This is a genomic window from Geobacter pickeringii, from assembly GCF_000817955.1.
GTDB lineage: Bacteria > Desulfobacterota > Desulfuromonadia > Geobacterales > Geobacteraceae > Geobacter > Geobacter pickeringii.
Map to the genome: position 1 here is coordinate 2652789 of NZ_CP009788.1, position 13779 is coordinate 2666567.

General features: G+C 64.2%; 14 protein-coding genes and 1 tRNA gene. 6 read left to right on the forward strand and 9 right to left on the reverse strand.

What is annotated here, in order from left to right:
• Window position 1 precedes the first annotated feature (1 nt).
• Entirely contained in the window at window positions 2-937 is a 936-nt protein-coding gene (locus tag GPICK_RS11950) for a TerC family protein (RefSeq protein ID WP_039743496.1), read from the forward strand.
• 34 nt (window positions 938-971) lie between these two features.
• Here GPICK_RS11950 and GPICK_RS11955 read toward each other — a convergent pair whose 3' ends face one another.
• Complete coding sequence (locus GPICK_RS11955; protein ID WP_084201431.1) at window positions 972-2312, reverse strand: hemolysin family protein; 1341 nt, start codon at window positions 2310-2312, stop codon at window positions 972-974.
• A 183-nt stretch (window positions 2313-2495) separates the two neighbouring features.
• Here GPICK_RS11955 and GPICK_RS11960 point away from each other — a divergent pair, with 183 nt between their 5' ends.
• The gene (locus tag GPICK_RS11960; RefSeq protein ID WP_039743500.1) at window positions 2496-2948 is read left to right on the forward strand and encodes an FxLYD domain-containing protein; all 453 of its coding nucleotides are present in this window, start codon (window positions 2496-2498) and stop codon (window positions 2946-2948) included.
• Here GPICK_RS11960 and GPICK_RS11965 read toward each other — a convergent pair.
• The gene (locus tag GPICK_RS11965) at window positions 2933-3658 is read right to left on the reverse strand and encodes a rhomboid family intramembrane serine protease (RefSeq protein ID WP_039743501.1); all 726 of its coding nucleotides are present in this window, start codon (window positions 3656-3658) and stop codon (window positions 2933-2935) included. The genes GPICK_RS11960 and GPICK_RS11965 overlap by 16 nt on opposite strands.
• Window positions 3659-3680: 22 nt before the next feature.
• A complete protein-coding gene (locus GPICK_RS11970) occupies window positions 3681-4433 on the reverse strand; it encodes a DsbC family protein (protein WP_236685554.1) in 753 nt (250 codons plus the stop codon).
• A gap of 272 nt (window positions 4434-4705) precedes the next feature.
• Between GPICK_RS11970 and GPICK_RS11975 the strand changes: the two genes are divergently transcribed.
• A tRNA-Sec gene (locus tag GPICK_RS11975) sits at window positions 4706-4803 on the forward strand.
• A gap of 118 nt (window positions 4804-4921) precedes the next feature.
• Here GPICK_RS11975 and GPICK_RS11980 read toward each other — a convergent pair.
• From GPICK_RS11980 to ygiD, 3 genes are all read right to left on the reverse strand, one after another.
• Window positions 4922-5824, reverse strand: coding sequence for a YceI family protein (locus GPICK_RS11980; RefSeq protein WP_052263419.1), 903 nt, complete (start codon window positions 5822-5824; stop codon window positions 4922-4924).
• 74 nt (window positions 5825-5898) lie between these two features.
• Window positions 5899-7140 (reverse strand): bifunctional alpha/beta hydrolase/OsmC family protein, encoded by a 1242-nt coding sequence (locus tag GPICK_RS11985; protein ID WP_039743507.1) that lies wholly within the window; start codon window positions 7138-7140, stop codon window positions 5899-5901.
• 56 nt (window positions 7141-7196) lie between these two features.
• Window positions 7197-7976 carry a 4,5-DOPA-extradiol-dioxygenase gene (gene ygiD, locus GPICK_RS11990; protein ID WP_039743509.1) on the reverse strand — a complete coding sequence of 260 codons (780 nt, stop codon included), beginning with the start codon at window positions 7974-7976 and terminating at the stop codon, window positions 7197-7199.
• Between the two features lie 503 nt (window positions 7977-8479).
• Here ygiD and GPICK_RS11995 point away from each other — a divergent pair.
• Window positions 8480-9490 carry an aldo/keto reductase gene (locus GPICK_RS11995; RefSeq protein WP_039743511.1) on the forward strand — a complete coding sequence of 337 codons (1011 nt, stop codon included), beginning with the start codon at window positions 8480-8482 and terminating at the stop codon, window positions 9488-9490.
• A 30-nt stretch (window positions 9491-9520) separates the two neighbouring features.
• A complete protein-coding gene (locus GPICK_RS12000) occupies window positions 9521-10579 on the forward strand; it encodes an NAD(P)-dependent alcohol dehydrogenase (RefSeq protein ID WP_039743513.1) in 1059 nt (352 codons plus the stop codon).
• Between the two features lie 124 nt (window positions 10580-10703).
• Here GPICK_RS12000 and sppA read toward each other — a convergent pair whose 3' ends face one another.
• The gene (gene sppA, locus GPICK_RS12005) at window positions 10704-11663 is read right to left on the reverse strand and encodes a signal peptide peptidase SppA (protein ID WP_039743516.1); all 960 of its coding nucleotides are present in this window, start codon (window positions 11661-11663) and stop codon (window positions 10704-10706) included.
• Window positions 11664-11912: 249 nt separating this feature from the next.
• Between sppA and GPICK_RS12010 the strand changes: the two genes are divergently transcribed.
• Window positions 11913-12857, forward strand: a complete 945-nt coding sequence (locus GPICK_RS12010) for a DMT family transporter (protein WP_039743518.1) — start codon at window positions 11913-11915, stop codon at window positions 12855-12857.
• A gap of 11 nt (window positions 12858-12868) precedes the next feature.
• Here the strand turns inward: GPICK_RS12010 and GPICK_RS12015 are convergent, their stop codons facing one another.
• Window positions 12869-13321: an SseB family protein gene (locus tag GPICK_RS12015; protein ID WP_039743519.1), complete on the reverse strand. Its 453-nt coding sequence runs from the start codon at window positions 13319-13321 to the stop codon at window positions 12869-12871.
• Between the two features lie 23 nt (window positions 13322-13344).
• On the reverse strand, window positions 13345-13623 hold the full coding sequence (locus GPICK_RS12020) for a peptidylprolyl isomerase (RefSeq protein ID WP_039743521.1): 279 nt from the start codon (window positions 13621-13623) through the stop codon (window positions 13345-13347).
• Window positions 13624-13779 lie beyond the last annotated feature (156 nt).

The following is a 13779-nucleotide window of genomic DNA, read 5'->3' on the forward strand; positions in this document are numbered from 1 at the left end:
CATGCCCGTGCAAACCATGATGTGGCTCGGGTTCGGGGCGCTCATCCTCGTGATGTTCGTCATCGACCTGGGGCTCTTCAACCGCAAAAGCCACGAAATCAGATTCCGCGAGGCCCTCGCCTGGACCGTCGTCTGGGTGTCGCTGGCCCTGGCGTTTAACGTCTGGATCTATTTCGAGATGGGGCCGACCAAGGCGCTGGAGTTCTTCACCGGCTACCTCATCGAGCAATCCCTGTCGGTGGACAACCTCTTCGTCTTCATCATGATCTTCGCCTTCTTCCGCATCACGAAGATCCACCAGCCGAAGATTCTCAAGTGGGGCATTCTCGGCGCCCTCGCCATGCGGGCGGTCTTCATCATGGCCGGCATCGGGCTTATCGAGCGATTCCACTGGATCGTCTATCTCTTCGGTGCAATCCTGGTGGTGACGGGGTTCAAGATGGCCTTCGGGGGGGAGAATCATATCGAGCCGGAGAAGAACTACCTGGTGCGGCTCGTGCGGAGGTTCGTGCCGATCACCAAGCGGATCCGCGACGACCGCTTCTTCATCCGGAAAGGGGGGATAACGGCCGCCACGCCGCTCTTTCTGACGCTCGTCATGGTGGAGTCGAGCGACCTGATCTTCGCCGTCGATTCGATCCCGGCGGTGCTGGCGGTGAGCCGGGACCCGTTCATCGTCTACACGTCCAACGTCTTCGCCATCATGGGGCTGCGCTCCCTCTACTATCTCCTCGCCAACGTCATGGAGATGTTCGTCTACCTGAAACTCGGCGTCTCGGTGATTCTGGTCTACGTCGGGGCGAAGATGCTCCTGGCGGACATCTACCCCATCCCCATCGGCTTCTCCCTCGGGACCATTGTGGGGGTGCTCGCCATCTCCGTCATCACCTCCATCACCATCGGCAGCAAAAAGGCCCGGGCATCGCACCGGGCCTGATCCACCGCAAGGAACGGTCGCCGCTCTTCCTTCGCTATCCTTCGGGCTGCTCTCCCTCTTCCGCCGCCGGGGTCCGCTCGATGATCCTCACCTTGACGATGGCGGTGGCTTTCACCTCTTCGCAGATCAGGGTGAAGTGATCCCACGCCACCTCCTCCCCCTTCTCCGGGAACCGCCCGAGGGTGTCGAGAATGAGGCCGGCAAGGGTGTCGTAGGGGAGGTCCTCGTCGAGCTTCACCTCAAGCTGCTCGGCCAGGTCGCTGATGGAGACGAGGGCATCCACCAGGAGGCTGCCGTCGGGAAGCCGTTGAACGCTCCCGAGCTCGCCGATGTCGTGTTCGTCCTCGATCTCACCCACCAGCTCCTCCAGAAGGTCCTCAGTGGTGACGAGGCCGCTGATCCCGCCGTACTCGTCCACCACCAGCGCCATATGGATCCGCTTGCGCTGCATCTCCTTCAGGAGCTCGTTCACCTTCTTCCCCTCGGGGACGTAGAACGGCGGCCGGATGATCGTTTCGAGGTCAAAGCCGGGGTCGGTGACCGTGCGGCCGAGGAGGTCCTTGCCGTGGATGAATCCCGCCACATTCTCGATGCTCCCGCGGTAGACGGGATAGCGGGAGTACATGTTATCCAGCACCGCCGTCACCAGTTCCTCCCGGGGGCGGGCCAGATCGAGGGCAACCATGCGGGTGCGGGGGACCATCACCTCCCTGACGCAGGTATGGGTGAAGTCGAAGATGTTGCGGATGAACTCCTGCTCCGTGGCGCTGAAGACGCCGGCCTCGTGCCCCTCGGCCACGATGTGCTGGACCTCCTCGCGGGTGACGAAGTCCTGACTCCCCTCCGCCTTGATCCCCATGAGCGCCAGCACCGCCTTGCTCGACATGGTGAGCACCCCCACCACCAGCACGCCGGCCCGGGCAAGGATGGTAATCGGCTTGGCCGCCCGCAGCGAAAGGGCATCGGCGTACTGGAGGCCGAGCGTCTTGGGAACCAGCTCCCCGAGGACCAGGAGGAAATAGGAGACGACCACGACGGCGATACCGAGGGAAAGCGGGCCGGCCGCGTTGCGAACCAGTTCGATGGGAACCGCCTGGAGGAGCGGGCGGAGAGAGTCGACCGCCACCGCTCCACCGAGGGCCGAGGCGGTGGAACCGACCAGGGTCATTCCCACCTGCACGGTGGCGAGGAAGCGGTGGGGATCGTCCTGGAGTTTTTCAACGATCTTCGCCTTATCGTTACCGGATGCGACGAGCTGCGCGATCCGGCTCTTGCGCGCGGAGATGATCGCCAGCTCCGCCGCGGCAAAAAAGCCGTTCGCAATGATAAGAACGATAATAATCAGGACATCGAGCCAGATGGTGCTCAAAAGCATTCCTCCCCAGGGATGACGGTTTTCGCCGGCGTCCCCTTCGAAACCATATCATTCACGCTGCAAATTCTCCCCTCTGCCCGGCCCCTTGTCAACTCCGTGCATCGCCGAATAGGCGGATCGCATCGCGTGTGCTACACTTTTCCGGAAGATGAGAGTCCCGGATACCTACGGAGGAACCTCCCCATGCTCGGAACCATTGCACGGCTCATGGCGCTCCTCACCCTCCTTGCGGGCTGCGCAGCATCCCTGCCCCCCGCAGAGGTCTTCCCGAACCGGGTATCATACTACGACCTGACCGTTTCCTGGAAAGTCACCCCCTCCGCGGGGAAGGTGGCGATCGACGGCACCGTCGTCAACACCAGTTACTACTATCTCCGCGACCTGGAGCTGACCGTCACCCTCCTCGATGCCAGCGGCAGAGAGGTCGGGGAAAAGAGCTATTTCATCATCCCGGGCCAGCTTTCCCTCGACGAAACCGCCCCCTTTTCCCTGACGATTCCCATCACTCCGGGGAGCGTCGCTGAAAAAATCCGGTTTTTCTACCGCTACCGCCTCGCCGAAGAAGGCCCCTTCGGCACGCCGCGATTCCAGGACTTCGAGGCGCCCCTTGCCGGAAAGACCTACCTGCGCCGGTAAGAGCGCCCCCCTCCCTGCGCCCCCGTCAGCATGAGCAACACCATCCCCGTCACGAAGCCGCCGAGGTGGGCGAAATAGGCGACCCCGCCCCGCTGGAGCTCACCGCCGCCGAGCCAGCTCGCGTTCAGAAACTGGATCAGCGCCCACCAGCCGATGATCACAAAGGCCGGCACCTCGATGAACGTGAAGAAGAACAGAATCGGGACCAGCGTTAGGATCCGCGCCCGGGGGAAGAGGACGAGATAGGCCCCCATCACGCCGGCCACCGCGCCACTGGCACCGACCATGGGGATATCCGACTGCGGCGCGCTCAACACCTGGGCAATGGCGGCCGCGGCACCACAGGCAAAGTAGAAGAGGATGAAGCGGAACCGCCCCAGCACATCCTCCACATTATTGCCGAAGATCCAGAGGTAGAGCATGTTTGAGCCGATGTGCAGCCAGTTCCCGTGGAGGAACATGGAGGTGAAGATGGTCGGCCAGGCGAGGAGAGGGAGCGAGGTGAGGGTTGCCGGCACCAACGAGAAATGCGCGGAGAGCCCCCCGACGAACGCCTTCGTCCGGACGACTCCCCGCGCCGTCTCGATCAGCATCGGCTCGAAGTGACCGGTCAGCCGGTCATAGAAAAAGACCGCAATATTGAGGGCGATGAACGCGACACTGATGACGGGAAAGCGCCGCGTCGGGTTGAAATCCTTGATCGGGATCACGACCGGCTCTCCCGCCCCTGCGTCACTTCTTCTGCCCTTCGTCCTCGCAGGCGGCCGCAGCTCCCGGCTTGGTTCCCTCCGCAAGCTTGCATTTGCCGATGATGCTCTCCACCAGGGGGATATTGGCGCCGCTCACATACTTGCCGTCGACCCAGAAGACAGGGGTGGACTGCACCCCAAGCTTGGTGACCACGGCGCGGTGCGCCGCCAGGAGACCCTTGTCGTCGTATGATTTCGAGAGCTTCTCCCGGTTGTTGTCGAGCTCCCCGGAGTAAGCCTCCCAGAGGGCAAGCTCCTTGTTCTCGGCGGCCAGGATGTAGCGCGCCTTCTTTTCCGCGTCGGGATGGATGCTCAACGGGAGGAAGAAGACGTACCGGGTCACGTCCGGACGCTTGGCCCAGTATTCATGCATCTTGCGGCAGAAGGGGCAGTCGGGATCGGTAATCTCGATCACCACGTGCTTGCCGTTGCCCACCTTCACCGCCTTCTCCTTGTCGGCTTCGGTCAGAACGCTCAGACGTTCGGCGGCGAAGCGGTTGCGCGCCTCCGCCGTCAGGTTCTTCCCGTCCCTGGCGTAGAGATCCCCCACGAACAGGTGGCCGGTCTTGAGGTGCACGTAAATCACATTGCCGTCGGCCACCACCTCGTAGAACCCGTCGATATCGGTCTTCTTCACGCTCGACACCGGCAGCCTCGGAAAGAGCTTCCGGATTGCCGCTTCGGGATTCTCCTCCCGCCCCGCATCCTTGGACGCCGCCACTGCAGCGGACGTCATACAGCAGAGAAACAGGCAAAACCCACCGATCCATCTGATTCTCAATCTCGACATGACTCCTCCGGAAAACAGGTTGGACAGGCCTGGCACCGTCCTTCGAACGCAGCAGCACGACAATAGGAGCATTGATAGCACTTCACACACATTTCATCAAGAAACAACTAACCCGTTCGCCGCGTTGCGGGAAAAGGGGGTTGTATTGTCGCCATGAATATACTATGTATTGAACGTTACGCTCTCTTCAGCAAAGCCTGTTCAACATCCCACTTCACGGAAGCGCGTCGGTCGCTGGTGGGCCGCCCGGTCTTCAAAACCGGTGGGGGGGTTGAGAAAACTCCCCGGTGGGTTCGATTCCCATGCGCTTCCGCCAGACACAATCCAGCCACGGCTGGTTAAACCCGCAACCCCGCTAGAAATAGCGGGGTTTTTTTATTGTCCGTCGTCACCTGCCGATCGACGACGAATTTTGATCTTCCATTCCGCTGAAATCACGATCTGAGCGCCACGACAAACAACTCCAGGCTGATGGTGTCATGCACCAGATGCATGCCGAGATGTTCGTACAACCGGCACGACCCGTAGCAGACGTTCCAGAGGGTACGGTCGATGTCGAAGGCCCCATGGGCCTTGATGCCGCCATCCTGTTGCGGAGCGACTATGGCCGGGAAGCTGACCGGCCGGGTCACGTCCTTGATGGTCAGGTCGCCGGTAACAATCCCCTGGGGCGCTTCCGGCGAGGCCCCAATCCGCGCTTCCCACCGGGTCAGCGTGAACGAAGCGGTCGGAAAGCGGTCGACCGCGAAAAAGTCATCGGATTTCAGATGCCGGATCAGCATGGCATTCCAGACCGGATCCTGCAGATCGAGACAGGAAATCGTGGCCATATCCAGCACGATGTTCCCTGCCGACACTCTCCCTCCGGCAACGGCCAGCTCTCCTGCCTGGATGGCGATGCGGCCATGGTGACGCTTGCTGAGGTTGCGGCCGATCCACTCCAGCGTGCTTTGTTCCGTGTCGATCCGGTAGCTGCCGTCCCGGAGCTCCGGCCCGGCCACGAAGGGCTCACCCCCCTCCAGCGGCAGGCCCGCGTCGCGCCACGCCGTAAGGCCACCGGCAAGCACGGAAACTCTGGTGTACCCTGCCTGAAGCAGCCGCTCCCGTGCCAGGTCGGCCGCTCTGGTGGTGCCGGTGGCATCATAGACGATCAGGTCGGTATCCCGGTCGGGGACCTGTTCGGCGATGCGGTCGAGAAAAACAATCTCGTAGATGCAGGCATTCCTGGCACCGGCCAGATGCCCGGCGGCGTACTCTTCCGGCGTCATCACATCGACCACCACCGCGCCGGCTCCCATGCGCCGCATCAGTTCACTGCACGACAACGTGGCATTCATTCATTGATCCTTTCCTGGTGTTCACGCCGTAAAACCCGCATCGGCTAGCCCCGGGCCGGAGTCCGCGCCCTGTTTCAGGACGGGGAATCCGGCCGCAGGGTGGTCACGATCTGCACCTCCCCCGTCAGGGTGCGATGAACCGGACAGTGCCCGGCGATCTCCAGCAGGCGCTGCCGCTGCGTCTCATCCAGCTGCCCGCGCAGTTCCAGCTCGCGTTCGAACCGGTCGATGCGGCGATCCTTTTCGTCGCAGTCGCGGCAGTCCTCGGCGTGGATCTTCTCCTGGGAGAGCCGCACGACCGCCTCCTCCAGGGGCCACCCCTTGCGGCGGGCGTACATCTGGAGCGTCATCCCCGTGCAGGCGCCGAGGGCGGCCAGCAGGTAGTCGTAGGGAGAGGGGCCCTGGTTGCCGCCCCCCTCCTCCACCGGCTCGTCAGCCACGAGACTGAAGCCGCTGACGGACAGGTCGGTGCGGAATCCTTCGGTCCCGGTACGCGCCGTCAGCCGTCCGTCCATTGCCTCCGGGGGGTGGGGGGAAGGGACCGGCGACTCGGGGGGCGCCAGATAGCGGCCGGCCCAGGCGGCGATCATCTCGCCGGCGTAACGGGAGTCCCTGCCGTCGGAGAGGAGATGGTCCGCCGGGTCGAGGGAGATGAAGCTTTTGGGGTGGAACGCGGCCTGGTAGATGGCGGTGGCGTTGTCGATCGCCACGACCCGGTCGCGGGGAGAGTGCATCACCAGGAGCGCGACCCTGAGCCGGCGCAGCGCCTCAAGGGGGTGCTGGGCTTCCAGGTCATCCAGCAGGCTCTTGCGGATGATGAACGCGCGGCCACCGATGTTGACCGAGGCCTCCCCCTTCTGCTCGATCCGGGTCGCGTCTTCGCCGAGCAGCCCCCGCAGTTGGCCGGGCCGGGCCGGCGCCGCGATGGTGACGATGGCTTGCGTCGAGGGGATCTCCGCCGCCGCGGCCAGCACCGCCATCCCCCCCAGGGAGTGGCCGATCAGCAGCCGCGGAGGCTGGTATTCCCGCTCCAGGAACCGGGCTGCCGCCACAAGGTCGCTGACCTCGGAGGAAAACGTCGTTGCGGCGAATTCCCCCTCGCTCTCGCCAAGTCCGGTAAAGTCGAAACGGAGCACGGCGATGCGCCGGCTGCCCAGGGTGCGGGTGATCTGTACCGCGGCAGTCAGCTCCTTGGAGCAGGTGAAGCAGTGGGCAAAGAGGGCGTAGGCCAGCGGCGGTCCGCCTTCGGGGAGCTCCAGACGGGCCGCAAGCCGCTGGCCCTGCGCGTTGGAAAAGGTGATCCTCTCGGTTCTCATCGGTACCTCCCCTGGTTTTCCCGGGGATCGCTCGTCGGTGGCCGCCGCAGGCTCCCCTACCCCACCTGCACGGCAAGCATCGATATGGAGCCCCCATCGACCCCTGCGACCGGGAACGTCACCGCATCGCGCTCCCTTCTCATGGCGATGACGTAGAGCAACGGCAGATAGTGGTCGGGGGTCGGAATGGCAAGCATCGCATCCTCACCGAGCGTCTCGTAATCGATGAGCGGCTGGTACTCGCCGGCAAGCAGCAGCTCCTTCGCCTTCGCTTCGAAGCGGACCGCCCAGTCATAGGGATCGGCTGCGTGCCGCCCCCATGCATATGCGTGAAGATTGTGGACGAGGTTGCCGCTCCCCACGACCAGGATCCCTTCGTCGCGCAGCGGCGCGAGCCGTCGCCCCACCTCGAAATGAAAGGAGGCGGGCCGCGTCTTGTCGATACTCAGCTGCACCACCGGGATGTCGGCGTCAGGATACGCGTGGCAGAGCACGGCCCAGGTCCCGTGATCGAGCCCCCACGAATCGTCGAGCGCGACCGGCAGAGGGGCCAGCATGTCCTGCACCCTGCGGGCCAGTGCCGGGTCGCCGGGGGCGGGGTACTGCACCTGGTACAGCTCCTGGGGAAAGCCGCCGAAATCGTGGATGGTCCGCGGCGTCGCGTTTATGGTGACGCCTGTTCCCGGCACGTACCAGTGGGCGGAAATCGCCAGAATGGCCCTCGGCCGTGGTGTCTGCTCTCCGATGCGCCGCCAGGCACGGGTGTAGCTGTTGTCGGCAAGAGCGTTCAGGGGATTCCCGTGTCCGAGGAAGATCGCCGGTAATGTTTCGTGCATTCAGTAGCTCCTTGCCGGTTCAGGATTCGCGTCCTGATCGGTCGTATTTGCAATACCGCGGTTATTCGGTACCGGGCAACAATCACTATACTAGCAAGTCAGCAGACATTGACAACCCTCCCCGTGGGCCCGACAGATACCCGCTTCGTACCTGCCGCCGGCCGGCCCAGTCGGTTCGTCCCGCCGAAAGAGCGCCCAGCCCGTGACTGCGGTTGCAACCTGTCCATCACGTCCGGTCCATCGGGCAATTTCCTCATCCGATACCGCGAAGACAAATCGAAACCCGACGCCGTCAATCGCCTGCACAACCTCCTTTTTTCAAGCACATCCCATCAACACAGACACCACTCACCCCACCCTGCGTTACAATCTTTAGCCAATGATTCGTACGATCGGGCAACAATTCGACAGGATTGGTCTACCGATTCCCGACGCTTCAGGAGTACGTTACCATCATCAGGAAGACCGGTACGGAAGTTATGAACAGGTGAAAGGAGAGAGCAATGCAAACACGTACATTGGGAGATAGCGGCCTGGAAGTCTCGGCCCTCGGGCTTGGCTGCATGGGGATGAGCTTTTCCTACGGCCCCCCCAAAGACAGGCAGGAGATGATCTCGCTGCTGCGCACTGCAGTGGAGCGGGGAATCACCTTCTTCGACACGGCGGAGGTCTACGGCCCGTTCACCAACGAGGAGCTGGTCGGCGAGGCGCTCGCCCCGCTGCGGGACCGGGTGGTGATCGCCACCAAGTTCGGGTTCGATACCAGTCCCGGCAAGGACCCGCGAGGGATGACGGGGGGGATGCCGGTTCTCAACAGCCGGCCGGAGCACATCAAGGAGGTGGCCGAGGCCTCCCTCAGGCGACTCAGAACCGAGGTCATCGATCTCTTCTACCAGCACCGGGTCGATCCGGAGGTACCGATCGAGGAGGTGGCGGGAGCGGTGAAGGAGCTGATCCAGGAAGGGAAGGTGAAGCACTTCGGGCTTTCCGAGGCGGGCATAGAGACGGTCCGTCGCGCGCATGCCGTACAGCCGGTGGCCTGCGTGCAGAACGAGTACTCGCTCTGGTTCCGGCGCCCGGAAGAGGGACTGCTGCAGACGCTGGAGGAGCTGGGAATCGGCCTCGTTCCCTACAGCCCGCTGGGGAAGGGGTTCCTCACCGGCACGATCGGCGAGAAAGCGACCTTCGACAACACCGACTTCCGCAGCACCCTCCCCCGCTTCGCGCCAGAGGCGCTGAAGGCGAACCAGGCCCTCGTTGAGTTGCTGGGGAGGATCGCCGCCGAGAAGAACGCGACACCGGCCCAGATCGCCCTCGCGTGGCTGCTGGCCCAGAAGCCGTGGATCGTGCCGATTCCGGGAACCACGAGACTGGAGCGCCTGGACGAGAACATTGACGCGCTGGCCGTCAAACTAACCGCCGACGATCTCCGTGAGATCGACCGCGCCGCCGCCCGGATCACCGTGCACGGCAACCGCTATCCGGAGAAGCTGGAGCAGTTGACCGGACGCTGACAACACGAAGCCAAAACAGGAGAACAATCCATGTATAAAGCCAAAGCCTATTCCGCCGCCAGCGCCACCGCGCCGCTGGCCCTCGACACCATCCCGCGCCGGGACGCCACCGACCGCGACGTGCAGATCGAGATCATCTTCTGCGGCATCTGCCACTCGGACCTCCACACGGTGCGGGACGAGTGGAACAGCGTCATGCCCACGGTCTACCCCTGCGTGCCGGGGCACGAGATCGTCGGGCGGGTCACCGCGGTCGGTTCCGCGGTCACGAAATTCAAGCCGGGCGACCTTGTCGGCGTCGGCTGCATGGTCGATTCGGACCACACCTGCCCCAGCTGTCAGGCCGACCTGGAGCAGTTCTGCCAGAATGCCACCTTCACCTACAACTCGCCGGACACGCATCTGGGGGGGGTCACCTACGGCGGCTACTCCGAGAGCATCGTGGTCGATGAACGCTTCGTGCTGCACGTCCCCGCCACCCTCGACCTGGCCGGAGTCGCGCCGCTGCTCTGCGCCGGGATCACGACCTACTCGCCGATCCGCCGCTGGGGCGACATAACGGGGAAGAAGGTCGGCGTGGTTGGCCTCGGCGGGCTCGGGCACATGGGGGTAAAGTTCGCCCGGGCCTTCGGCGCCCACGTCGTGGTCTTCACCACCTCGCCGGGCAAGAGGGAGGATGCCCTTCGCCTGGGGGCCCACGAGGTCATCATCTCCACCGATGCGGCGGAGATGCAGCAGCACGCCGGCACGTTCGATTTCATCCTCGACACCATTGCCGCCGAGCACGACATCAACGCCTACCTCACCATGCTCGGCCGTGACGGCACCATCACCCTGGTCGGCGCACCGGAGAAGCCCCTCGAGGTCTCTGCCTTCGCGCTTCTGTTCGGACGCCGCACCATCTCCGGCTCGATCATCGGCGGCATCGCCGAGACCCAGGAGATGCTCGACTTCTGCGGCCAGCACGCCATCACCGCCGATGTGGAAGTCATCCCCATCCAGAGGATCAACGAAGCCTACGAGAGACTGCTCAAATCCGATGTGAAGTACCGCTTCTCCATCGATATGGCGTCGCTCAGAGCCGAGTAGGCGGGCACGCGGAAGAGAGGCGTCCGGGTCGACAAGGGGGACCGCGTCGCCCGGGCAACTTGATTCCCCCGGGGCGATGCTCCCGAGCGGCGGCACCGCGGCATCCCCGGGGCCGTGCTGCGGGCTACGGCTTCCAGAGGTACATGAATTCCCCGCCGCCGGCCGCATCCCATCCCCCCAGGCGCTCCGCCAGGGAGGGGTCGTCGGCCGTTCCGGCGTAGATGCTCCCCTTATAGCCGCCGGGCCGGAAGTAGGTCACCACCCGGGCGGCGGGATCGCCGATCCGCTGGCGCAGGGAGGCGATGACGTCGTCCAGATAGCCGACCCGGTCGATCAGCCCGAACTTCAGGGCGTCGGCGGCGGAAAAGATGCGGCCGTCAGCCAGCTTCAGCAACTCTTCCCGGGGAATCCGGTTGCCGGGGCGCTCCTGGATCATCTCGACGAAGCGGCCATGGAACTGGTCGATGATCCCCTGCACCAGCCGCTCCTCGTCCGGGGTGGCCCGGCGGAACGGCGAGAGGAGGTCCTTCTTCTCCCCCGACTTGATGGTCTTCTCCTCCACGCCGATCTTCCCCAGCAGGCCCTCGACGTTGAAGGTCATGAGCAGGACCCCGATGCTGCCGGTGACGGCCGTGGGATGGGCGGTGATCTCGTCGGCGGCGGTGGCGACGTAATACCCTCCCGACGCGCCGATCCCCATGATGCAGGCGGAGACCGGGAGGTTCCGGCGCTTCCTGAACGCCGTGAGATCGTGGCGGATGATGTCGCTGGCCGTGACCGTCCCCCCCGGGGAATTGATCCGCAGGATCAGGGCGGCCACCTTCGGGTCGTTCTCCGCCTTCTGCAGCGCCTCCCGCACCAGGGAGACCGTGGAAGGGGTCCCCCGGCCGAGGAGCCCTCCCCCCCGCGCCTGCTCGCCGATGGTGCCGCTGATGTCGACGATCAGCACTTTTTTCGACCCTTTCCCCTCCAGCACCTGCTCCGCCAGGGGCTGCGGCGCCTTCATCAGCGGGACGTCGACAAAGGCGCACCCCCCCAGCAGGGCCGCCGCAAGCGAAATGGCCAGCAAACCGATCCTCCTCATGACTCCTCCTTTCCGGGGCGCCGCACACACGGACCGACGGGCGCCATCGTCCCCCCTTGCACTGTAGCAGAAATCCGCGGAAAGTCAGGTGCCGGAGCGGGCGAGAGACACCATGCCGCCTGCGGCGGACGGAAGCGGCACAAATAACTTGCCGGTGAACTCCATTTCCCCTACAGTCAGGGACCCCCGCCACACCATGGTGCCGGGCAATCCCCCTGCCCCACGACGACGGGGCGAGCCGGAACCGTCATGACCCGCCTTATTTCGATCGGCATACTGTCGGCATTCTTCTTCAGCAGTACGTTTATTCTCAACCGGGCGATGAGCCTGCAGGAAGGGGACTGGGTATGGACCGCCAGCCTGCGGTACGCCTACATGCTGCTCATGATCTGCCTCTGGCTGCTCCTGACACGGCAGGGAGGCGTGCTGAGCGGCGCGTTGCGCATATTCCGCAGGCACTGGCTCTTCTGGACAACGGCGGGAAGCATCGGTTTCGGGGTGTTCTACGCCCTCATCACCTACAGCGCATCCTTCGCGCCGGGGTGGGTGGTTGCAACCACGTGGCAGGCAACGATCCTCGCCACGCCGGTTGTCCTCTGTCTCTTCGGCAGACGGGTACCGGCACGGGGCATGCTGTTTTCCGCCCTCATCTTCGCCGGCATCGTACTGGTTACCCTCGAACAGGCCGGCGCGGCCCCCCTCGGAAAGATCCTCCTCGGAACGCTGCCGGTCCTCGGGGCCGCGTTCGCCTACCCCTTCGGCAACCAGCTGGTGTGGGAAGCGCGGCACGGGAAATCCCCCCGCATCCCCGTCATCCATGATCCCGTCATGGAGAACAGCGTCGGGCGCCTGCTGCTGATGGTGCTCGGATCGCTCCCCTTCTGGGTCGTGCTGGTGCTGGCGACGGCCCCGCCGCCACCCACGGCGGGGCAACTGCTCAAAACCGCCCTTGTCGCCGTTTTCGCCGGGGTCATCGCCACGAGCCTCTTCCTCCACGCCCGCCACCACGCCACGACCTCTTACGAACTTGCCGCGGTCGACTCGACCCAGTCAATGGAGGTGATCTTCTCGCTCCTGGGGGAAATCATCTTCCTCCACGGCGCATTGCCCGGCGCGGCCGGCATGGCGGGGGTCGCCCTGGCTATGGCCGGCCTGATCCTGTACGTCCGCGCGCAGAGCTCCACGGCAGGATAAGGGTCCCCACCTTACGCGGCGTCAGTCGGCGGGGGAGCATCGCCCTCCGCCTTGGCGGCTTCGGCGTTGCAGCGCTCCACCACCTCCCTGAGCCAGGCGATCTCATCGGGAAGAAACTGCTTCGAGTAGTCGGTCCCCACGTTCAGCGCCCAGTGCAGCGGCGGCATGCTGGTGGCGGCCAGGATGTGCCCCGGCACCTCCACGCACGGCACCTCGGCCTCGGCCCAGGCATGCATCCGCTCCCTGGTGTCGAAGAGCATCAGGTAGTCGTTCCCCTCCGCCTCGATGACCAGCGGCAGCACCCCTCCCTCCGGCGCGGCGCCGGCAGCCCCCTCAAGGGCCTTCTCGTCGAGGGTCGGAACGAAGAAGGTGGCGTTGAGGAAGAGATCGTAATACTTCGACTGGCTCTTGGCGTCGCTCATGTCCTGGCGCAGGGTATCCAGCGCCTTGTCGAGTTCGGTCATATTCGTAAATCCTTTCAATCGCCCTACCAGCGCCTGGTGATCTCGATCAGATGATAGCCGAACTGGGTCCGGACCGGACCGAGCACCTTATTGACCTCGCCGGAGAAGACGACCTCATCGAACTCCTTCACCATCTGGCCGGGGACGAAGGCGCCGAGATCGCCCCCCTGCATGCGCGACGGGCAGGCGGAATGTTTCCGGGCGACTTCGGCGAAATCGGCGCCGGCTTCGATCTCGGCCTTGAGCTGCAGGCATTCGGCTTCGGTGGAGACGAGGATGTGACGGGCGGTTGCAGTGGGCATGGGAACTCCTTGAATTGGTGGTAAGTGGGGTATCAATCGGGCCATCGTACCGGGATCGGAAGGATTCGGCAACCGGCAAATGATGCGGCGGGGGATGCCCTTACCCGAAGGGGGCTGCCGCCGTTTCGCCATCGGCGGGGAAAAAGAACGGGCCGG